We start from the raw sequence: 20843 nt of genomic DNA, 5'->3' as shown, positions 1-20843 counted from the left end.
GTGCTCCGCCGGGCTGGTTTAACGGCCGTCAGACGCGGTCGACTTCCGCCCGCAGGGCGTTGTAGTCGGCGAACGCCGACTCGACGTCGGCGCGGGTCAGGCCGTAGCGGGACAGGTCGTAGCGGTGCGGGTGGGTGCCCCTGGGGCGGGCGGTGACCCCGGGGAGCCGGGCCGCGTCGGCGTCGGTCCACCGGGCACCGATGGAGGCGTAGAGCTTCGGGGCGCCCGAAGCCGGGTCGGACCCGAGCCAGGAGTACGGGACGTCCACCAGCGCCTCGCCGGGGATCGCGGCACGGGCCGCCAGGCCCCGCGCGGTGGAGCGGCTCAGCAGTTCGAGCCAGGTGGCGCCGATGCCGTGCAGGTCGACGGGGTGGACGGTGATGGCCATGCCGTGCTCGACCAGGCTGCAGAACGACGCCACGACGGCGACCGGGTCGCGGTGGGTCCACACGATCGTCGCGTCGGGGAAGACGGTGCGCAGCGCGTCGAGGTTCTCGGTGTGCATGGGCGACTTCAGCATCCACCGGCGGCGGGGACGGCCGTACTGCAGGACCTGGAAGACCTGCTTGAGGTAGCGGTAGTCGGGGACGAAGTCCCGTTCGTAGTGCCGTGCCCGGTAGGCGGGGATGCGGGCCTGGGACAGCGGCATCACCGTGTGCGGAAGCGCGAACGTGCACTCGTCCGGGCCCTCGGCGCGCAGGGGGTGGATGTCGCGGAAGCCCGGGGCGAAGCGGTCGATGTCGCCGACCATCCGGCGCGCGGTGGTGACCGCCTTCTGCCGTTGCCTGGGCGGTAGTTCGAGGTCGGGGGTGAGCAGTTCCCAGAGCAGGGGACATCGGTGCTGCTCCGAGAGGGACAGCACGCCATGGGTGAGCGTGGTGGCGGTGCGCGGCAGGCCCACGACGAACACCGGCCTCTCGACGGGTTCCTGCTCGATCGCGGGCTGCTCGGCGATCAGCCGCCGGATCCGGGCCCGGCCGGCGAGATGCCTGCGGACGTGCGTCTGCGCGGACATCCAGCCGACCGGGGTGAGGTGCTCGTCCCCCGCCCAGTGGCGCAGCAGGAACCGGAAGTCATCGACGAACCGCTGGTCCCCGTCCGCCTGCCCGGTCGTGGCGACCAGCCGGTCGAAGGTCCGGTCCGGCGTACGGCGGGAGGCGAAGCCCGGCCTGAGCAGCAGATTGGCCAGGGTGAGGGCGAGAGGGGCGGAGGGCACGGGGGCGTGTTCCCTTCGGAGGCGAGGCGCGTGGGAGAGCGTCTTTCATCGCAACTGACCCGCTGTGCTCATGACACGTATGCATGGCACATACTGCCCTCCCGGCCGACCCCCGGCAACCGTGCCAGGGCCGCCCGGTCACCGGACCGGGCGGCCCATCGGTCGTCACCACCGTCGGCCGAAGCCGTCAGCGCTCCGCCGCCAGCACTCTGCCGTCAGCGGTGTGCCGTGTACTGCACGACCTGCTGGTAGGTCGGCCGGTTCTGCCAGTTCGCGTTGGGATCGGTCACGCCGCCCAGCGGACGCTGGACGATGGAGTCGGCGCACCACTGGTCGCCCGCGGAGCAGGTGCTGTCAGCGGGGTAGACCTGGGCGGGTGTCTCCGCCGCGGCCTGCTGCAGCGTGCTCAGCAGGATCTGCCGGCACTGGGCGAGGTTGCCGCCGCCGCAGTACGACTGGGCGAGACCGTCCGTCGGGTTCTGCCCCAGCACGCCGCGCAGGTCCAGGTCGACGTAGGACCACCAGCCGAACTGGAAGGACGAACCCTTGTGCGGGATCGACTCGTTGGCGTCGACCGGGCCCGCGCTCGGGCCCGTCTGCCCGCCCGACGGCGACTCGTTGATCTGCAGGGCCCCGACCATGGCGGTGAACAGGTCCGTCCCCATACCGGGCTGGAACTCCGCCTGCACCAGCAGCGGCCACCAGGCGTCGAAGGTCTGGATGGTGGCGGCGTCGGCATAGCTGTGGCTGCCGGGCGAGGTCTCCCTGCGCTGTGCTCCGCTGCCGAGCCAGCCCTGCAGCTCCGCGACCAGCGCCTGCTGGGCGGGGTCGGTCACCGGGGAGCTGGTGATGACGGCGAGCAGGTCCGGCAGCACGTCCTGGCCGCGCAGGTCGGTGACGGCCGCGTTCTCCATCGCCTGCACCAGCGTGGCCCGGGTGATCTTCTGGCCGTTGCCGGCGCCGGCGACCAGGGCCTTGACCCTGTCGTCGAGCAGGTTGGCGCGGTGCACCGGCCCGTCACCGAAGTTGGCCGAGGCGTAGTCGGTGGCCTGCTTGTTGTTCCAGGAGACGTAGTAGTCCTGGTCGACGCTCTGCGGATGCTGCTCGGGCGGGGTGTAGTCCGCGGTGTACGCCGCCGGGTCGAAGTTCTGCCAGGTGTACTGCGGGTCGGCCCAGGCCGGCAGGTCCGGCGCGACGGTGGCGGGGCGCACCGGGTTGAGGCCGGAGTTGTAGTAGGCAGTGTGCGCGGAGTCGGCGTAGAACCAGTTGAAGGTGAAGTCGATGTGCTGGGCCGCCTGCTGGAAGGTCTGTGGGGAGTTCACCGCGCCCGGGTCGTTGAGCATCTGGAAGCCGATGATCGAGTCGGCCTCGTGCATGTAGGTCGAGCGCAGCGAGGTGTAGGCCACGGGAGCGCCGCCGATCGTGGCGCGGGCGGTGACCAGACCGTAGGCGGTGCGGTACATGATGAGCTTGTACGAGCCCGCGGGCGTGCTGTCGGCCGTGGTCGGGCTCCACGCGTCGTCCCGCTCCAGCGCTGTCATCGGCGTGCAGACGCCGTTGTCCAGATAGGCGTTGGAGTCCTTGGTGGCCGGAGAGCCGTCGGTGTTGCACAGCCGCACCGCGTAGGTGTCGGTGATGTCCTGGCCGGCGCTGGTGGCGCTCCAGGAGTAGTCCTGCCCGCGGCCGAGTTCGACGTAGAAGCTGAGTCCGGCGAAGGCGGCGCCGCGGGCACTGATGCCCGGGCCCTGGATCTCCTCCAGCATCAGCAGCTGCGGGGCGAAGTAGCCGGTCTGCGGGCCGAACACGGCGATGGGGTGGCCGTCGTCGGTGTACTGGCCGGAGACCACCAGGGCGTTCGACATGCCGTGCTTGGCGGTCAGCAGGTTGCCGGGCAGGACGCCCTGGTCGAAGACCCCGGCCAGCGGCCGCAGCCGGGCCGGCGCCTTGGCGGCGACGGCGGCGTCAGTGGCCCGGCTCGCGGTGGCGCTGCTCGCGGTGGCGCTGCTCGCGGTGGTCCGTGCCGAGGCCGTGGTGCCGGCGGCAGCGGATCCGGTCGGGTCGAAGACGAGTTGCTGCGGGGTGAGCGAGCCCGGGTCGGGCAGCGCGACGCCCTGGGGGTTCGCCGGATCCTGGCCGTAGGGGAAGCTCTGGCCGTCGTGGAGCGTGGTCACCGCGCTCCCGGCCTCGCGCTCGCGGAAGGACTCCCACACCTGGTCGCCCACGGTCGTCCCGTACTTGGCGTCCGCGGCCTCCTTCACCAGGGCCGACTGGACCTGGTTGCCGCCGCCGGAGCCGAAGAGCGCGCCGATCACGGAGGAGAGCGCCACCATGTCGGTCAGCGTGAAGGGCTGGATCGATCCCTGGTTGGTGATCGCGTTGATCTGACCGGTGAGGTCGTACTCGCCGGGGAAGGTGCGGGAGTTGTAGGCCTTGGTGATGTAGTTGTTGATGCCGTCGACGTAGGCCTGCGCGTCGGCGAGGGCCTGCTGCCCGCGTGCGCCGCCCTCGGCGGCCACGCTGTTGATCTGCTGCTGCAACTCCGCCTCGGTATAGGGGGCGGCCTGCCAGAAGCTCTGCTCCAGCTGGCGGTTGGCCGCGGCGCCGCCGGCGAAGCTGCTCAGCTCACCGCGGCCGACGTGCCGAAAGAGGTCCATGACCCACAGCCGGTCCTGCGCGGCCGCGTAGCCGGCGCCGAACTCGGTGCCGTAGCGGGTGGTCCCGGTGATGTGCGGGGTGCCGGTGGCCTTGTCGCGCACGATGGTGACGTCACCGCGCGGGCTGATGCTGCTCTCCACCTGGGAGGGCGGGACGCCGAACGAGGCGTCGTCGAAGTACGCGCCGATGCCGGCGTCGGTCAGCCCGGTGTAACCGTCCACGAGCGAGCTGTACGGGCCGAGTTGGTCGTCGGTGTGGGCCGGTCTGGTGCCGAACACCCGGTTCGCCAGGATGTCCGCCAGGGTGGCGTTGCCGTTCTCACCGGGCGGCAGGATGTCGTTGCACTGGCCGCCGCAGTAGTCGTTGGCCGCGGCGGCGCCGGACCGGGCCGCGCCGCTGGCCATGCTTCCCGGTAACGCCAAGCCGATCGCGGTCACCAGGGCGGTGGCACCGGCCACCGCCCTGAGCCATGCAGTGAGTCGCCGCATGCCGGTTCCTTCCTTCTACCCGAACGCACGTTGAACTGACGGTACGTTAGTTACCCTCGGGTTCGAAGGGCTGGATCCGGTTTATTTCTCCGTTCATGCCAACAGCGGACGGCCGGCGCCGACCGGCGCTGCGCCTTGTACGAGCAGGGCTCAGGTGGTGACCGGCACCGGCGTGGCGGGGGCCCCGCCGCTCAGCCGGCGGCGCAGGCGCCAGTAGCGCTCCTGCAGGCGCTGGACGAGTACCAGAGTGCCGATGCGGTTGTTCAGGGTCAGCCGGTACTTCAGTCGCATCGGCGCGCCCAGCGCGTTGATCTCGTCGTCGCCGATCTGCTGGAGCAGCCGGCTGACGTGCTGCTGGTAGGCCCGACGGAAGGCGCGGTCGCCCCGGCAGACCCAGGAGAAGAACATCGGGAGCTCTTCGCGCAGCGTGTTGCTGTCGTAGGCGTGCAGGTAGCCCTGGCCCCCGGGCTGCGGATGGGCCAGCAGCCACTCACGCACCAGTTCGATCGACCGGACCCGGTCGATGAGGCCCTTGGGGTCCGTGCGCATCTGCGTGATCGAAAGGTCCCCGGCCTCGCGGATCCGCCAGTAGTAGATCGGCTCGTGGAGTACGTCGACGCTGGTGGCGTGGAAGTGCAGCGGGATGCTGACCGGCGCGTCCTCGTAGAGCATGCCCTCCGGGTAGAGCAGGCCTGCGTCCTGGAAGAAGCTGCGGCGGTACACCTTGTTCCACGCGGTGCGGTCCCGCACCAGGGCCGGATGCCGGGAAATGTGCGTGGCCGGGCGGTCCTGGCGGAACGGCTCCTCGTGCACGCGCGAGGGAACCAGGCCTTCGACGCGCAGGCGCAGTGCGTTGCCGGCGGCGAAGTCCGAGCCGGTCGCATCCAGCGATGCGATCATCAGTTCGTAGGCCTTGGGCGGCAGCACATCGTCGCTGTCCACGAAGGCCAGGTACTCGGTGCCCTCGCCGACGTGTCGCCATCCCGTGTTCCTGGCCGCGCCCAGGCCCTGGTTCTCCTGCCGGACCAGGCGGAAGCGCGGGTCCGCCTCGGCGTACGCCTCCGCGATCGCCGCTGACCCGTCGGTGGAGCCGTCGTCGACCATGACGCATTCGAGGGCGTCGAAGGTCTGAGCGGCTATCGAGTCCAGGCACTCCTGCAGATAGGACTCGACATTGTAGATCGGGACGACGACGGACAGTCGCGGAGCCATGGTTCCGGCCTTTTCCTCGTGGTGGTGCCAGTCGGCCCGTGACCGACCATTATGGGCGGTCAGAGTATATGCGGAGTGCGTGACACCGCTACGAACACGAGCCGACCGTCAGGGCGACACCGGGTGACGCACCAGCGGCGACGGCCTGCCGACGCCGTGCCGCCATTCTGCGGCGTCCGCTGCCCCGGCGCTGACCACCGGGACGGCTGGGCGAAGGCATGGCGTTGTGGGGCTGCGGTTGGCAGCATGGGCGCGGAACGCCACCGTCGGCCGGGCTGTGACGCCCGGCCGAGCCACACGACGCACTGCGAGGGTCACGCATGACGCAGCTCCGGATCGGTCTCCTCGGCGCCGCCCGCATCGCACCCTCCGCGCTGGTGCGGCCGGCGGCGAAGGTGCCGGAGGCGGTGGTCACCGCCGTCGCCGCCCGGGATCCCGAACGGGCCCGGCGGTTCGCCGCCAAACACGGCATACCGACCGTCCACGCCGGTTACCAGGAACTGCTCGACGACAAGGACGTCGACGCCGTCTACAACCCGCTGCCCAACGCCCTGCACGCCCGATGGACGCTGAGCGCGCTCGCGGCGGGCAAGCACGTGCTGTGCGAGAAGCCCTTCACCTCCAACGCCGCCGAGGCCCGTACCGTGGCGGACGCGGCGAACGCCTCGGGACTGGTCGTGATGGAGGCGTTCCACTACCGCTACCACCCGATGGCCGCCCGGATGCGGGAGATCATGGACAGCGGCGAGCTGGGCACGGTCCGCTCCGTCGAGACCTCCATGTGCTTCCCGCTGCCGGTGTTCGGCGACATCCGGTACAGCTATCCGCTGGGCGGCGGCGCGCTGATGGACGGCGGCTGCTACGCCCTGCACCTGCTGCGGCTGCTCGGAGAGGGCACCCCCGAGGTGGTCGGGGCGGTGGCGACCCGGCGTGACCCGGACATCGACCGTGCGATGACCGCCGACCTGCGCTTCCCCGGCGGGGCCAGCGGCCGGATCACCGCCTCCCTGTGGTCGCGCCGGCTGCTGGACTTCACCGCCAGGGTCCGCGGCGACCGCGGCGAACTCAAGGTCACCAACTACCTTGCCCCGCACGTCTTCAACCGGCTCACCGTCACGACCGCGGCCGGGACCCGCAGGGAGCGGGTGCACGGCGGGCACACCTACACCTACCAACTGCGCGCCTTCACCGAGGCGGTCCTGCACGGCGGGCCGGTGCTCACCTCCGCGGAGGACGCCGTGGTCACCATGGGCCTGATCGACGACATCTACCGGGCCGCCGGCATGCGCCCGCGCGGCGACCTCGACTGACCACCCGCCCCGCTGCCGACACCCGCCCCGCTGCCGGAACCGCCCGGCACACCCCACGGAAACCGGCCCAGGCGGGGGCGGCCTCCGCGTTCAGCACCCGTCACGCGGCTTCGGGGCGGCGCCCTCCGCCACCGTGGACAGCTCCGCCGCGGCGGCGGACAGCAGCAGGTCCAGCGCGGCCGGGTAGGCGCTGGAGTTCATCCGGGCCATCAACAGGCCTGCCGTGGCCGAGATATGAGGGTGCGTCTGCTGGGGCAGGGTGGCGTAGGTGGCCTGCCACATCTCCTCGTCCGACTGCCGTGCCGCCTCGGGGAGCGCCAGCGAGGCGGCGTCCAGCGCGGCGAAGGCCAGGGTCTGGTCGATGAACACGTGGTAGATCCGCACCGCCGCGGCGTCCGGGAACCCCGCCTCGCGCAGCAGCCCGAGGACCGCCTCGTCGGCCGCGATCTCCTCGGGACGCCCGCTGACCCGGCTCGCCGTCAGCACGGCCGCCTGCGGGTGGGCCAGATAGGCGGAGTGGATGCTCAGACCGAGCGCCCGCAGGTCCGCGCGCCAGGCGCCGACCGGCCGCCAGTGCTCCATCGCGCGACGCATCAGCTCGCCGGCGATGGCCAGGGTCAGCTCGTCCATCCCGGCGAAGTAGCGGTAGACCGTGCTCGCGTCCGCGCCGAGTGCCAGGCCCAGCCGGCGCGCGGTGAAGCCCTGGGCTCCGTGCTCGCGCAGCATCCGCAGGGCCGTCTCGACGATCTGCGCATGGGTGAGCACCGCGCCCTGCTTGGTCCGTCTGCGGCGCTGCCGCGCCTCGTCCCTTACCACCGTCTTGGCCATGCGCCGAGCTTACGCCTACGGCGTTGGCGTCCTTATGCCAACGCGGTTGACCTTGAGTGCCGGGCGGGCGTTCGATGGAGACATCCCCTCAAGCGAACGGAGCTCCCCATGCGCATCCTGCTCGTCGGCGCCGGAGGCGTCGGCACCGCGATCACCCGGATCGCGGCCCGGCGCGCCTTCTTCGACCACATGGTCGTCGCCGACTACGACCTGGCCCGCGCCCACGCCGCCGTCGCCGCCCTGGGCGGGCCGGAGAGCCGGTTCAGCGCGGTGCGGATCGACGCCGCCGACCAGGACGCGGTCACCGCGCTGCTCACCGAGCAGCGCTGCGACGTGCTGCTCAACGCCACCGACCCGCGCTTCGTGCTGCCGCTGTTCGAGGCCGCCCTCGCGGCCGGGGCGCACTACCTGGACATGGCGATGTCGCTGTCCAAACCGCATCCCGAGCGTCCGCACGAGCTGTGCGGCGTCAAGCTCGGGGACGACCAGTTCGCCCGTGCCGAGCACTGGGAGAAGGCGGGTCTGCTGGCTCTGGTGGGCATGGGCGTGGAGCCCGGCCTCTCGGACGTCTTCGCCCGCTACGCCGCCGACGAGCTCTTCGACGAGATCGAGGAGGTCGGCATCCGCGACGGCGCCAACCTCACCGTCGAGGGCTACGACTTTGCGCCCTCCTTCAGCATCTGGACCACGATCGAGGAGTGCCTCAACCCGCCGGTGGTCTACGAGGCCGGGCGCGGCTGGTACACCACCGAGCCGTTCAGCGAGCCCGAGGTCTTCGACTTCCCCGAGGGCATCGGCCCGGTGGAGTGCGTCAACGTGGAGCACGAGGAGGTGCTGCTGGTCCCGCGCTGGGTCGAGGCCAAGCGGGTCACCTTCAAGTACGGCCTGGGCGACGACTTCATCTCCAAGCTCAAGACGCTCCACGCCCTGGGCCTGGACCGTACCGCCCCGCTGACCGTTCCCTCGGACCTGGGCCCGGCCCGGGTCTCCCCGCGTGACGTGGTCGCCGCCGCGCTGCCCGACCCGGCCGGCCTGGGCGACCGGATGCACGGCAAGACCTGCGCGGGCACCTGGGTCAAGGGCGTGAAGGACGGCCTGCCGCGCGAGGTCTACCTGTACCACGTGGTGGACAACCAGTGGTCGATGCGGGAGTACGGCTCCCAGGCGGTCGTCTGGCAGACCGCGATCAACCCGGTGATCGCTCTCGAACTGCTCGCCTCCGGCACCTGGTCCGGCAGCGGTGTCATCGGACCGGAGGGCTTCCCGCCCCAGCCGTTCCTGGACCTGCTGGTCGCGTACGACTCCCCGTGGGGCCTCCGCGAGCAGTAGGACTCCCCCGGGTCCCGTCCGGATCAGCCGGGTTCCGGACGGGCCCTCAGTTCCCGGATCACGGCCCAGAGCACCGACACCGCCGGGACGGCCACCACCGCGCCGACGACGCCGGCCACGGTGGTGCCGGCCAGCACCGAGACGGCGACGACGACCGGGTGCAGCCGCACCGCCCAGCTCATCACCAGCGGGTGCAGCAGATGGCCCTCGATCTGGCCGATGACGACGATCAGCCCGAGCACCACCGCGGCGGTCAGCGGCCCGCGGCTGGCCAGGGCGACCACGGTGGCCACCGCCAGCGCGATGGGTGAACCCACCAGCGGGACGAAGCTGGCCAGGAACACCAGCAGGGTCAGCGGGAGGGCGAGCGGGACCTGCAGGAAGTGCAGGGCGATGCCGACCATGACCGCGTTGGTCGCGGCCACGATGATGAGACCGCGGGTGTAGCCGGCGAAGGCCCGCCAGCCCGCGCGCCCGGCCCGGTCCCACCTGTCCCTCGCCGCCGCCGGCAGCTGGCCGCCGACGAAACGCCACATCGCCTCGCCCGAGTGGATGAAGAACACCGAGCAGAACAGCGCCAGCGCGACGCCGGTGATCACCTCGACCGCCTGGCTGGCACTGCTGAGCGCATGGCTGATCAGCACGGAGCGGTGGGCGGACAGGAATGCGGTGATCTTCCCCTGCAGGCCGGTCAGCGTGCCCGGGCTGACGTGGAACGGGGCCCGTTCCAGCCAGGTCTCGATCTGGTGCACGCCACCGCGGAACTGCGCCGACAGCCGCCCGGACTCGCCCGCGACCGAGTTCCCGACCAGGGACAGCAGTCCGGCCAGCAGCACCAGGGCGATCACGAACGCGCACAGCACCGCGAGTGTTCGCGGCACGGCCCGCGCGAGCAGGCCCACCAGGGGCCGCAGCAGCGCGGTGAGCACCAGTGCCGCGAAGACCGCCACCGCGATGAGCACGAAGCGCCGGGCGACCAGGAAGACGAACCAGAACAGGGCGCCGACCACCAGCACCCGCCAGGCGTACGCGGCGGCGATCCGCAGCCCCGGCTGCACCCCCGCTCCCGGGCCCGTTCCCGGGCCCCGTGCCGACCACCCCGGCGCGTCCGGTCCTCCGGCCGGGGGCCTGCCGGCGGCACGCAGGGGTGCGGACCAGCTGCGGGGTCGGGGGCGGGGCCGGCCCGGCCGCGATCCCCGGCCTCGCCGCACCTGCCCGTCGCGGGGCTGCCCCGACCCGATCACCTGGCCACCGGCCCTCCTGTGCGCCGTTATGCCACCGCCCCGTGCCCGGTGCCGGGGGGCAGTCGCCTCTGCCCACGATCGTCACCCACGACGCCCGCGTCGGCGCGCCGGACCGGCGGAGGTCCGGCCCGCGCGGGCGTCGGTGGCGGACGCGTCAGCGCCGGAGGCGCCTGCGGGGCTGGCGGGTGTCGGGGGCGGCCTGCGGCAGGTTGTCCAGGTGGCCGACCAGTTCGGCGAGTTCCCCGAGCGGGCGGCAGGCGGCCGCGGCGTGCAGTGCGGCCGCGGGCCCGGAGTCACCGAGCAGCGGGACCATCGCGGCGACCTCCTGCACCGGACGCAGGGTGGCCGCCGTGGTGAGGATCTCCTGCGCGTGGGACAACTGGTCCGCCCCGGTGAACAGCGTCACCAGGTGCGCGAGTTCCTCGACCGGGCGACGGGCGGCTGCGACGTGCAGCACCTGCAGGGCCTGCGACTCGGGGAGCAGCGGGACCATCTCGGCGACGTCCTGCACCGGACGCAGGACCGCCGCCGTGTCGAGGATCTCCTGCGCGTGCGCGAGCTGCCGGCTCTCGTTCAGGATCGAGACCAGCTGGATCAGCTCGCTCGTCGGCCGCTGGACGGCCACCGCGTAGAGCAGGGGGCCCGTGCAGCCGCCCCCGCCGACGTCCGCAGGCCCGGCCATCGCCTGACCATCGCTGGGAACGGGTGTGGTGCTTGCGGACATGGCGCGGGCCATCGGGTGCCTCCGGGTGCTGACTACTGGTGCGAGATACGCCCTGACGGGCGGCCGTCTGCGGCGGCCTGTTCACCAGCGTGCGGGGTTCTGGCCGCTCCGCCACTCGTACGGCGCATCCGGGCGACGGCCGCGCCCCATCGTTCCCACGAGTCACACAGCTCCCAAGAGCCCCACGCCCCAGGCCTCTTCCACGGAGTCGATCGCCTGAGGCTGAGCAACAGGGAGAGAGTTGAACATGTTCAAGAAATAAGTTGAACACGTTCAAGGGTGTGCGCCATGATGGTGCCCGCGCGGGGAAACAGGCTCTGACTCGAGTTCGCCGTCTTCTCCCCCAGGCTCTGGCGCGGCGACCCCTTCCGCACCGCCGCCCACGTCGGTCTCTCGGTCCTGTGGACCTGGGTGACAGCCGTCTTCGCCGCCGCGCTGTGGCGAGTGGCCTAGGCGGCGCCATCGGCGGCACCTCGCCGGCGACGGCGCGGTCACGGCGTCGGGGCGGCGAGGTGGTCGCTGAGCCAGGTGAGTGAGGCCGGCAGCAGCCGCACCCAGGTGGTGAAGTTGTGCCCGCCGGTGTCGACCGTCGCCTCGGCGACCGTGGTCGGCGGGGTGACCAGCGCGGCGAAGGCGCGGGCCTGCGCGAAGGAATCGCCGTCCTGCTTGCTGCTGGCGAGCATCAGCGAGACGGGCGGCGCCGGCAGGTGGAGCAGGCGCCAGCTCAGGTCGGCCTCGTCGCGGCGCAGCGCGCTGCCGCCGAAGAGGTCGCCCGTGGTGATGTCCTGCGCGGCCTTGAAGTACCCCGACAGCGACGCGGCCGTGGTGTACGCGGCCGGGTCGCTCATCGCGAGCTTGAGCGCGCAGTAGCCGCCGGTCGAGTCGCCGATCGCGCCCCAGCCGCGGCCGCCGGCCTGCACCCGGTAGGAGGCCTCGACGTCCAACGGCACATCGGCGGTGAAGTAGGTCTCCGCCTGCGGACCACCGGGGATGTCCTCGCACTCGCTGTCCCTCGGCATCGACGGCGAGGGACGCATCAGCACCTGTACCAGCGGCTTGAGCCGACCCTGCTGGATCAGCTGCAGCTCGGTCGACGGGTACTGCAGCTTGGTGATCAGGCTCTTGGCGTCGCCGGGGAAACCCGTGGTGACGACCACCACCGGGAAGCGGTCCCCCGCGAAGGCCGGCTGGAAGTACTGCGGCGGCAGGTAGACATAGCCGTCGGTGGTCAGCCCGGTCACCGTGCCGGGGATCCGTACCCGGTCCAGCCGCCCGACCTGCGCGGGATCGCGGACGCCGATGCCCGCGCCGCCGAAGGTGACCGTCCCCAGCGCCTGGACGCCCGCTCCGGCGTGGACGCGGGCGCTGCCGCCGGGCGCCGGGGCACCGACGGTAACGGGGCCCTTCGCTCCGGTGCCCAGCAGGTCGGACCAGGTGCTGTAGAACGAGAAGTAGTCGTTGGCGAGCAGCCCGAGGGTGCAGAGCAGTGCCAGCTGGGTGACCACGATGGTGCCCAGCCGGGCGAGCACCGCGAGCCGGCTGCGCGCGGCCAGACGCGGCCAGAGCCAGACGGTCGCGATCACCGAAGCCACGGTGATCACCACCGCGAGGATCAGCACGCCGCGTCCGGTCAGCCCCATCGCCAGGTCGTCCTCGTTCCCGCAGCACTGAGCGCCGCCCCTCCAGAGTGCCCCCTGCAGCGACCGCCCGAGCGGTCGGGCCGGGACGGTCGAGCCGGGACGGTCGGGCCGGGCGGACCGGCTGGGCGATCGGCCGACCGGCCGGGTCCCCGCGCGCGCGTCAGCCCAGGCGCTCGGCGTTCGCAGCCGGTTCGGCGATCGCCGACGGCCGTCGCCGGGGCACGACCGGCCGCAGCGGCAACCGGGCCAGCCCCGCACGGACGGTACCGGTGACGCGGGCGGTCGGGCCGGAGCGCCCGGGGCGCACGGCGACCGGGGCCCGGCGCGGGTCCAGGCGGCGCTCCTCGCGCCAACGGTGCGCCAGGTCGGCCACGACGCAGGCCGCCTGCTGCTCGGCCGGCAGCGGCGGAAGGTGGACGCGGCCGCGCGCGGCCTGCTGGGCGACCGCCTCGGCCAGGCGCTCCGGGTCGCGCGGCCAGGGCGCGAGCCCGGACCTGGCCAGGGTGGCGGCATTGGCGCGCCCGTGGCCGGACAGCACCTCGTAGCTGACCGCGGGCAGCCCCGCGACCATCGCCTCGGTCAGCGACAGTCCGCCCGCGTTGTGCACCAGGACGTCGGCGGCGGCCATCAACGCGGGCACGTCCGTACGCCAGCCGAGCGCCACCACGCCCGGCAGCGCGGCGATCCTCAGCCGCAGCCGCTCGTTCCTGCCGCAGAGCACGACGGGCACCGTGTGCTGCACCTCCCGCAGCGCGCGGACTCCGGCCATCACGTCGCCCAGGCCCATCGAGCCGGTCATCATCAGCGCCATCCGCCGGTCCGCCGGGACCCCGAGTTCGGCCCGCAGCGCCAGCCGGTCCGCGGCGTCGGTCGGCTCGGCGAACGCGGCCGGGGCCAGCGGCCCGGCTGCCGCCATCGGCACGCCGTACCGTTCGCTCCCCTCCGTCGCGGTGGCCTGAGTGACCGTCAGGTGCGCGTCGAGGCTCGGGTGCACCCAGAGCGCGTGCGGCGCGGGGTCGGTGAGGTAGCACACGGTCGGCGCGGCGAGGGTGCCGTCGTCCTTCAGCATCCCCAGGCTCTGGGCGGCGAAGGGGAAGGTGGTCACCACCACGTCGTACCCCTCGCCGACCCACCGCGCCATCTCGCGGGCGGCCAGCCGGCACAGGTACAGGGTGAGCGAACGCACCACCGAGTCGTGCTCCTCGCTGCGGAACAGCCACTCGAACACCCGCGGGGTGCGCCCCGCGCTGAACTCGTAGCCGTCCTGGAGCAGCCGCTGGTACCGGCGCGGCAGAGCGTCGAGGTAGTCGCGGTAGGTGGCTTCCATGCCGAGCGCGTCCAGTCGCCGCACGAGTTCGGCGGCGGCGCCGTTGTGGCCCGCGCCGACGCTGCCCGTGATAACCAGCGCGCGCAACGGCCGTTCCGCCGCCGGCGCTGCGGCACCATGGTCGGCACCGCGCGCGGCACCATGTCGTCCGACAGTGCTGTCGACGGTGCGTTCGACGGAGCGTTCGGAGCTGCTCCGGGAGGTGTCGTGAGGGGCCTGCTGCAGAGCGTGCATCATCTTCCGCTCGACGAGGAGCGCCCGCCTCGGTACGGCCGGGGACGCTGTCGCTTATGGGGGGTAGGGGGTGCGGGACACCATGCGGCGGCCTGCGCGAGCGGGCGGCTGCCGGCCGGCGCCGCACCGCCTTGGCCGTACCGTAGGGGCCGCGGACCGTGGGCCGACACTCTCCCGACTGAGCGGCAGGCGGCTACTCGGTGAACTTCAGCGCCGAGCCGGTGCCGGCGAGGCTTCCACCCGACGACTACGCGCAGGTAGGGTGCGACGATCCCGATCCGCCCGAACGGCGCCCGACGAGAACGACATGGTGAACGCGATGAATGTGCCGGGTCAGCCCGAGCCGGCCGAGGCACTCGACGCCGGGGAGGCCTCGGCCGCGCCGATGTCGATGCTGGACGCGGTGGGCCGCCTCAGCCCGGAGCAGGCCGGTCTGCTCGGCGTGCTGATGGGCCTGCGGCGGCTGGGGGACGATCCCCCCGCGCCCGCACGGAAGCCCTGATCCCACTCGGCGGACCTGGTTCGGGGGTCCGCGAGGGATCGGCGGTCGAGGGCCGCGAAACGGGTGCGCGGACCGGTCACGAATCGAGAAGCGCGGTCAGCGGGCCACCCCTAGTGTGACGGTCATGGACGACACGGATCCGCGTGATCGTCCGCAACCCCGGCAGTCCCACCGGGTCGACGCGACCCATGACGTCAGGAGTGACCATGACCGGCTCTTCCACCCAGGGGATCAAGACCGTCCTGCATCCCGTCTCCGACCTGGCGAAGGCCAAGGCGGTGTACGCGGCGCTGCTCGGCGTGGAGCCGCAGGCCGACTCGCCGTACTACGTCGGCTTCGAGGCCGAGGGCCAGCAGATCGGGCTGGTGCCGGGCGGCGGACCGCAGGGCATGACCTCGCCGGTGACCTACTGGCATGTGCCGGACATCGAGGCGAAGCTGGCCGAGGTGACCGCCGCCGGTGCCATCGTGAAGGAGTCCCCGCACGACGTCGGCGGCGGCCGGCTGGTGGCCACCTTCGCCGACCCCGACGGGAACATCCTCGGGCTGCTTCAGGACAGGTGAGTCCCGGCCGGACAGGTGAGCCCCGGCCCTCCTCCCGCGCACGCCGGCTGCGGTCACACAACGACGTGGCCCGCGTGCGCGGGCCACGTCGTACCGACCGCGAATCGACCGCACGAACGCGACCCCTCCCAACCAGATGGAGAGACGATAAGCATGGCCACGAGGACGGACACGCAGTCGCCCGCGCTGCACGGTGCCGACAGCCACGATCTGATCCGTGTGCACGGCGCGCGCGAGAACAACCTCAAGGACGTCAGCATCGAGATCCCCAAGCGCCGGCTGACGGTGTTCACCGGGGTCTCCGGCTCGGGCAAGAGCTCGCTGGTGTTCGACACGATCGCCGCGGAGTCGCAACGGCTGATCAACGAGACCTACAGCGCCTTCGTGCAGGGCTTCATGCCGACGCTCGCTCGTCCCGAGGTCGACGTCCTGGAGGGGCTGACCACCGCGATCATCGTCGACCAGCAGCGGATGGGCGGCGATCCCCGGTCCACGGTCGGCACCGCCACCGACGCCAACGCGATGCTGCGCATCCTCTTCAGCCGGCTCGGGAAGCCGCACATCGGCTCGCCCAAGGCGTTCTCCTTCAACGTCCCCTCGATCAGCGGCGCCGGTGCGGTCACCGTCGAACGCAGCGGGAGGACGGTGAAGGAGCGTCGCAGTTTCAGCATCACCGGCGGCATGTGTCCGCGCTGCGAAGGCCGGGGCACGGTCTCCGACATCGACCTGACCCAGCTCTTCGACGCCTCCAAGTCGCTCGCCGAGGGCGCGATCACCATCCCCGGCTACACCGCGGGCGGCTGGAACTACCGGCTCTACGCCAGTTCGGGCTTCTACGACCCGGACAAGCCGATCCGGAAGTTCACCAAGAAGGAGATGCACGACTTCCTCCACAGCGAGCCGGTGCGGATGAAGATCGAGGGCATCAACATGACCTACGAGGGGCTGATCCCGCGGATCCAGAAGTCGATGCTCTCCAAGGACAAGGAGGCGATGCAGCCGCACATCCGGGCGTTCGTGGACCGGGCGGTCACCTTCACCACCTGCCCCGACTGCGACGGCACCCGGCTGGCCGAGGCGGCCCGCTCGTCGCGGATCGGCAGCATCAACATCGCCGAGGCCTGCGCGATGCAGATCAGCGACCTGGCCGCCTGGGTCCGCGGCCTGGACGAACCCTCGGTCGCGCCGCTGCTCGCCACACTGCTGCAGACGCTCGACTCGTTCGTGGAGATCGGGCTGGGCTACCTCTCGCTGGACCGGCCGTCGGGCACGCTGTCGGGCGGCGAGGCGCAGCGCGTCAAGATGATCCGCCACCTCGGCTCGTCACTCACCGACGTGACCTACGTCTTCGACGAGCCCACCGTCGGCCTGCATCCCCATGACATCCACCGGATGAACGACCTGCTGCTGCGGCTGCGGGACAAGGGCAACACGGTGCTGGTCGTGGAGCACAAGCCGCTGACGATCGCGATCGCCGACCATGTCGTCGACCTCGGACCCGGCGCCGGTACGGCGGGCGGCACCGTCTGCTTCGAGGGCACCGTCCCGGGGCTGCGGGCCAGCGGCACCCTCACCGGCCGTCACCTTGACGACCGGGCCGCCGTGAAGGAGACGGTGCGGAAGTCCACCGGCACGCTGGAGATCCGCGGCGCGACGGCGCACAACCTGCGGGACGTCGACGTCGACATCCCGCTCGGGGTGCTGGTCGTGGTCACCGGGGTCGCCGGCTCCGGCAAGAGCTCGCTGGTGCACGGGTCGCTGGTGCACGGGTCCGGGGGCGCCGACGCGGGCGTGGTCGCGATCGACCAGGCGGCGATCCGCGGTTCGCGGCGGAGCAACCCGGCCACGTACAGCGGGCTGCTCGACCCGATCCGCAAGGCCTTCGCAAAGGCCAACGGCGTCAAGCCGGCCCTGTTCAGCGCCAACTCCGAGGGCGCCTGCCCGAACTGCAACGGCGCCGGTGTCGTCTACACCGACCTGGCGATGATGGCCGGCGTCGCCACCACCTGCGAGGAGTGCGAGGGGAAGCGCTTCGAGGCATCGGTGCTGGACTACCACCTCGGCGGCCGCGACATCAGCGAGGTGCTGGCGATGTCGGTGACCGAGGCCGAGGAGTTCTTCGGCGCCGGCGAGGCGAGCACTCCGGCCGCGCACGCCATCCTGGTCCGGCTCGCCGACGTCGGGCTCGGCTACCTGAGCCTGGGCCAGCCGCTCACGACGCTGTCGGGCGGCGAGCGGCAGCGGCTCAAGCTGGCCACCCACCTGGGCGAGAAGGGCGGCGTCTACGTCCTGGACGAGCCGACGACCGGCCTGCACCTGGCCGACGTCGAGCAGTTGCTCGGCCTGCTCGACCGGCTGGTCGAGTCCGGCAAGTCGGTCATCGTCATCGAGCACCACCAGGCGGTCATGGCGCACGCGGACTGGATCATCGACCTCGGTCCCGGCGCCGGCCACGACGGCGGCCGGATCGTCTTCGAGGGCACCCCGGCCGAGCTCGTCGCCGACCGCTCCACCCTCACCGGCGAGCACCTGGCGACCTACGTCGGCGCCTGACCGGCCGCGGGTCGCGGTGCTAGGCGCAGGCCGGGCAGAGACCGCGGTAGGTGACCTCGACCTCGGACACCGTGAAACCGAACCGCTCGGCCGCCGGGAGGTCGGCCAGCGGATTGCCGGTCGGGTGCACATCGCGGATGGTGCCGCAGTTGGAGCAGACCAGATGCTGGTGCGGGTGGTGCGCGTTGGGGTCGTAGCGCCTGGCGCGGCCGTCGGTGGGGACCTCTATCACCTCGCCGAGCGCGACCAGCTCGCCCAGGGTGTTGTAGACGGTCGCCCGGGAGATCTCGGGCAGCCGCTCGGCCGCGCGGGCGTGCACCTCGTCGGCCGTGAGGTGCACGTGGTCGCCGTCGAGGACCTCCGCAACGACACGCCGCTGGGAGGTCATCCGCCAGCCACGCCCTCGCAGTCGCTCCAGCAGGTCACTCATATCGGTTCACCTATTCAGGCCTCGGGTGGTCATTCGAAAGATTACCAGCGGAAGTCCGGGTTCCGAATCGATACGGGGCTGGTGCCCTTCTTGACTTGGACTCTGTCCATCGTAGGATCGGTTCCGGCGATAGCCAAGGGACAGGAAGACTCCAGTACGCGGCAGCAGGCGGAGGCCGACCACCGCGGCTTCTCGATCGCCGGGGCCGGGGTATCTACTGGGGTTGTGCCCCGACTGTTCCACCGCCCGCAGTTCCTGTGCACAGTGATCCGCCTGGTCCGGAAGGATTCCCATGTCTGACAACCACGATGCAATCGCCGTAGACGCGAAGACTGAGGGTGGAGGCTGCCCGGTCGTACACGGGCGCGCCCCGCACCCGACCCAGGGTGGTGGAAACCGCCAGTGGTGGCCGGAGCGGCTCAACCTGAAGATCCTCGCCAAGAACCCCGCCGTGGCCAACCCGCTCGGCGAGGACTTCGACTACGCCGAGGCGTTCACGACCCTCGACCTCGCCGCCGTGAAGCAGGACATCGCCGAGGTCCTGACCACGTCGCAGGACTGGTGGCCGGCCGACTACGGCAACTACGGCCCCTTCATGATCCGCATGGCCTGGCACAGCGCCGGCACCTACCGCATCAGCGACGGCCGCGGCGGCGGCGGCGCCGGCCAGCAGCGCTTCGCGCCGCTCAACAGCTGGCCGGACAACGTCAACCTGGACAAGGCCCGCCGGCTGCTCTGGCCGGTCAAGAAGAAGTACGGCCAGAGCCTCTCCTGGGCCGACCTGATGATCCTGGCCGGTAACGTCGCCCTGGAGTCGATGGGCTTCGAGACCTTCGGCTTCGGCGGCGGCCGCGCGGACGTCTGGGAGCCCGACGAGGACGTCTACTGGGGTCCCGAGACCACCTGGCTCGACGACGAGCGCTACACCGGCGACCGCGAGCTGGAGAGCCCCCTCGGCGCGGTCCAGATGGGCCTCATCTACGTCAACCCCGAGGGCCCGAACGGCAACCCGGACCCGCTCGCCGCGGCCCGCGACATCCGTGAGACCTTCCGCCGGATGGCGATGAACGACGAGGAGACCGTCGCCCTGATCGCGGGCGGCCACACCTTCGGCAAGACCCACGGCGCGGGCGACGCCGACCTCGTCGGCGCGGACCCGGAGGCCGCCCCGCTGGAGCAGCAGGGCCTCGGCTGGAAGAGCTCCTTCGGCACCGGCAAGGGCGTCGACACGATCTCCAGCGGTCTTGAGGGCGCCTGGACCAACACCCCGACCGCCTGGGACAACAGCTTCTTCGAGATCCTCTTCGGCAACGAGTGGGAGCTGACCAAGAGCCCCGCCGGCGCCCACCAGTGGAAGCCGAAGGACGGCGCCGGCGCGGGCACCGTCCCCGACGCCCACGACCCGTCGAGGAGCCACGCCCCGACGATGCTGACGACCGACCTCTCGCTCCGGTTCGACCCGGTCTACGAGCCGATCTCGCGCCGCTTCCTGGAGAACCCCGCCGCGTTCGCGGATGCCTTCGCCCGCGCCTGGTTCAAGCTGACCCACCGTGACATGGGCCCGGTCGTGCGCTACCTCGGCCCGGAGGTCCCGTCCGAGCCGCTGCTGTGGCAGGACCCGCTCCCCGCGGTGACGCACCCGCTTGTCGACGCCAAGGACATCGCCGCCCTCAAGGGCCAGATCCTCGGCTCCGGCCTGTCGGTGTCCCAGCTCGTCTCCACCGCCTGGGCCTCGGCCTCGTCCTTCCGCGGCAGCGACAAGCGCGGCGGCGCCAACGGTGCGCGCGTGCGCCTGCAGCCGCAGAGCGGGTGGGAGGTCAACGAGCCCGACGAGCTGGCGACGGTGCTGCGCACCCTGGAGGGTGTCCAGCAGGCGTTCAACGCGGCCCAGTCCGGCGGCAAGCAGATCTCCCTCGCCGACCTGATCGTGCTCGCCGGCGGTGCCGGCGTCGAGAAGGCGGCCGAGGAGGCCGGCTTCCAGGTCACCGTCCCCTTCACGCCGGGCCGCGCGGACGCGACCCAGGAGCAGACCGACGTGGAGTCGTTCACCGCGCTGGAGCCGACCGCCGACGGGTTCCGCAACTACCTGGGCAAGGGCAACCGGCTGCCGGCCGAGTTCCTGCTGATCGACCGGGCGAACCTGCTGAACCTGAGCGCCCCCGAGATGACCGTCCTGGTCGGTGGCCTCCGCGTGCTCGGCGCGAACCACCAGCAGTCGCCGCTCGGCGCCCTCACCACCACCCCCGGCTCGCTGACCAACGACTTCTTCGTCAACCTGCTGGACCTGGGCACCACCTGGCAGGCGACGTCGGCGGACGCCGGCACGTTCGAGGGCCGCGACGCGGCCACCGGCGAGGTCAAGTGGACCGGCAGCCGCGCCGACCTGGTCTTCGGCTCGAACTCCGAGCTGCGCGCGCTGGCCGAGGTCTACGCGAGCGACGACGCGAAGGAGAAGTTCGTCAAGGACTTCGTCGCGGCGTGGGACAAGGTGATGAACCTCGACCGGTTCGACCTCGTCTGACCCGTCACGTCCGGGCCGGCCGCACCGGCCGGCCCGGACGTTGCCACCCGTCCACCCGCCCGTCCCC

At 71.8% G+C, this 20843-nt stretch carries 15 protein-coding genes; 6 read left to right on the top strand and 9 right to left on the bottom strand.

Annotated elements, in window-relative coordinates; all coding sequences use genetic code 11:
• Positions 1-28: 28 nt before the first annotated feature.
• From ABH925_RS02155 to ABH925_RS02145, 3 genes are all read right to left on the bottom strand, one after another.
• Positions 29-1216, bottom strand: a complete 1188-nt coding sequence (locus tag ABH925_RS02155; RefSeq protein ID WP_370144900.1) for a sulfotransferase — start codon at positions 1214-1216, stop codon at positions 29-31.
• A gap of 215 nt (positions 1217-1431) precedes the next feature.
• Positions 1432-4359, bottom strand: coding sequence for a penicillin acylase family protein (locus ABH925_RS02150; protein WP_370144899.1), 2928 nt, complete (start codon positions 4357-4359; stop codon positions 1432-1434).
• Positions 4360-4509: 150 nt separating this feature from the next.
• The gene (locus ABH925_RS02145; RefSeq protein ID WP_370144898.1) at positions 4510-5571 is read right to left on the bottom strand and encodes a glycosyltransferase family 2 protein; all 1062 of its coding nucleotides are present in this window, start codon (positions 5569-5571) and stop codon (positions 4510-4512) included.
• Between the two features lie 320 nt (positions 5572-5891).
• Here ABH925_RS02145 and ABH925_RS02140 point away from each other — a divergent pair, with 320 nt between their 5' ends.
• Positions 5892-6881, top strand: coding sequence for a Gfo/Idh/MocA family protein (locus tag ABH925_RS02140; RefSeq protein ID WP_370144897.1), 990 nt, complete (start codon positions 5892-5894; stop codon positions 6879-6881).
• 90 nt (positions 6882-6971) lie between these two features.
• Here the strand turns inward: ABH925_RS02140 and ABH925_RS02135 are convergent, their stop codons facing one another.
• Positions 6972-7709 carry a TetR/AcrR family transcriptional regulator gene (locus ABH925_RS02135; protein WP_370144895.1) on the bottom strand — a complete coding sequence of 246 codons (738 nt, stop codon included), beginning with the start codon at positions 7707-7709 and terminating at the stop codon, positions 6972-6974.
• A gap of 108 nt (positions 7710-7817) precedes the next feature.
• Here ABH925_RS02135 and ABH925_RS02130 point away from each other — a divergent pair, with 108 nt between their 5' ends.
• A complete protein-coding gene (locus ABH925_RS02130; protein WP_370144894.1) occupies positions 7818-9038 on the top strand; it encodes a saccharopine dehydrogenase family protein in 1221 nt (406 codons plus the stop codon).
• Positions 9039-9061: 23 nt separating this feature from the next.
• On the opposite strand, the gene ABH925_RS02125 is transcribed toward ABH925_RS02130, so the two are convergent.
• The 4 genes from ABH925_RS02125 to ABH925_RS02110 form a co-directional block, all read right to left on the bottom strand.
• Complete coding sequence (locus ABH925_RS02125; protein WP_370144893.1) at positions 9062-10096, bottom strand: AI-2E family transporter; 1035 nt, start codon at positions 10094-10096, stop codon at positions 9062-9064.
• A 340-nt stretch (positions 10097-10436) separates the two neighbouring features.
• Positions 10437-10964 (bottom strand): hypothetical protein, encoded by a 528-nt coding sequence (locus ABH925_RS02120; protein ID WP_370144892.1) that lies wholly within the window; start codon positions 10962-10964, stop codon positions 10437-10439.
• Positions 10965-11497: 533 nt separating this feature from the next.
• Positions 11498-12646, bottom strand: a complete 1149-nt coding sequence (locus ABH925_RS02115) for an alpha/beta hydrolase (RefSeq protein ID WP_370144891.1) — start codon at positions 12644-12646, stop codon at positions 11498-11500.
• 160 nt (positions 12647-12806) lie between these two features.
• Positions 12807-14060 (bottom strand): glycosyltransferase, encoded by a 1254-nt coding sequence (locus ABH925_RS02110; RefSeq protein WP_370144889.1) that lies wholly within the window; start codon positions 14058-14060, stop codon positions 12807-12809.
• Positions 14061-14514: 454 nt separating this feature from the next.
• On the opposite strand from ABH925_RS02110, the gene ABH925_RS02105 reads away from it, so the two are divergent.
• The 3 genes from ABH925_RS02105 (at position 14515) to ABH925_RS02095 (ending at position 17825) form a co-directional block, all read left to right on the top strand.
• Positions 14515-14709, top strand: a complete 195-nt coding sequence (locus ABH925_RS02105; protein ID WP_370144887.1) for a hypothetical protein — start codon at positions 14515-14517, stop codon at positions 14707-14709.
• Between the two features lie 206 nt (positions 14710-14915).
• Positions 14916-15272, top strand: coding sequence for a VOC family protein (locus ABH925_RS02100; RefSeq protein WP_370144886.1), 357 nt, complete (start codon positions 14916-14918; stop codon positions 15270-15272).
• A 153-nt stretch (positions 15273-15425) separates the two neighbouring features.
• Positions 15426-17825: an ATP-binding cassette domain-containing protein gene (locus ABH925_RS02095; protein ID WP_370144885.1), complete on the top strand. Its 2400-nt coding sequence runs from the start codon at positions 15426-15428 to the stop codon at positions 17823-17825.
• A 19-nt stretch (positions 17826-17844) separates the two neighbouring features.
• Here the strand turns inward: ABH925_RS02095 and ABH925_RS02090 are convergent, their stop codons facing one another.
• Complete coding sequence (locus ABH925_RS02090; protein ID WP_370144884.1) at positions 17845-18255, bottom strand: Fur family transcriptional regulator; 411 nt, start codon at positions 18253-18255, stop codon at positions 17845-17847.
• Between the two features lie 292 nt (positions 18256-18547).
• Between ABH925_RS02090 and katG the strand changes: the two genes are divergently transcribed.
• Positions 18548-20776 carry a catalase/peroxidase HPI gene (katG, locus tag ABH925_RS02085; protein ID WP_370144883.1) on the top strand — a complete coding sequence of 743 codons (2229 nt, stop codon included), beginning with the start codon at positions 18548-18550 and terminating at the stop codon, positions 20774-20776.
• Positions 20777-20843: the final 67 nt, after the last annotated feature.

Source organism: Streptacidiphilus sp. EB129 (assembly GCF_041262645.1).
In the GTDB taxonomy this organism is placed as follows: Bacteria; Actinomycetota; Actinomycetes; order Streptomycetales; family Streptomycetaceae; genus Streptacidiphilus.
This window is presented reverse-complemented; position numbering and strand designations above follow the sequence as displayed.

What these genes read in the sequence shown, in the direction of transcription:
- katG (WP_370144883.1), top strand. Translation starts at nt 18,548, where the DNA reads ATGTCTGACAACCACGATGCAATCGCCGTAGACGCGAAGACTGAGGGT.
- ABH925_RS02095 (WP_370144885.1), top strand. Translation starts at nt 15,426, where the DNA reads ATGGCCACGAGGACGGACACGCAGTCGCCCGCGCTGCACGGTGCCGAC.
- ABH925_RS02135 (WP_370144895.1), bottom strand. Translation starts at nt 7,709, where the DNA reads ATGGCCAAGACGGTGGTAAGGGACGAGGCGCGGCAGCGCCGCAGACGG.
- ABH925_RS02120 (WP_370144892.1), bottom strand. Translation starts at nt 10,964, where the DNA reads ATGGCCGGGCCTGCGGACGTCGGCGGGGGCGGCTGCACGGGCCCCCTG.
- ABH925_RS02150 (WP_370144899.1), bottom strand. Translation starts at nt 4,359, where the DNA reads ATGCGGCGACTCACTGCATGGCTCAGGGCGGTGGCCGGTGCCACCGCC.
- ABH925_RS02115 (WP_370144891.1), bottom strand. Translation starts at nt 12,646, where the DNA reads ATGGGGCTGACCGGACGCGGCGTGCTGATCCTCGCGGTGGTGATCACC.
- ABH925_RS02140 (WP_370144897.1), top strand. Translation starts at nt 5,892, where the DNA reads ATGACGCAGCTCCGGATCGGTCTCCTCGGCGCCGCCCGCATCGCACCC.
- ABH925_RS02090 (WP_370144884.1), bottom strand. Translation starts at nt 18,255, where the DNA reads ATGAGTGACCTGCTGGAGCGACTGCGAGGGCGTGGCTGGCGGATGACC.
- ABH925_RS02130 (WP_370144894.1), top strand. Translation starts at nt 7,818, where the DNA reads ATGCGCATCCTGCTCGTCGGCGCCGGAGGCGTCGGCACCGCGATCACC.
- ABH925_RS02100 (WP_370144886.1), top strand. Translation starts at nt 14,916, where the DNA reads ATGACCGGCTCTTCCACCCAGGGGATCAAGACCGTCCTGCATCCCGTC.
- ABH925_RS02145 (WP_370144898.1), bottom strand. Translation starts at nt 5,571, where the DNA reads ATGGCTCCGCGACTGTCCGTCGTCGTCCCGATCTACAATGTCGAGTCC.
- ABH925_RS02105 (WP_370144887.1), top strand. Translation starts at nt 14,515, where the DNA reads ATGGTGAACGCGATGAATGTGCCGGGTCAGCCCGAGCCGGCCGAGGCA.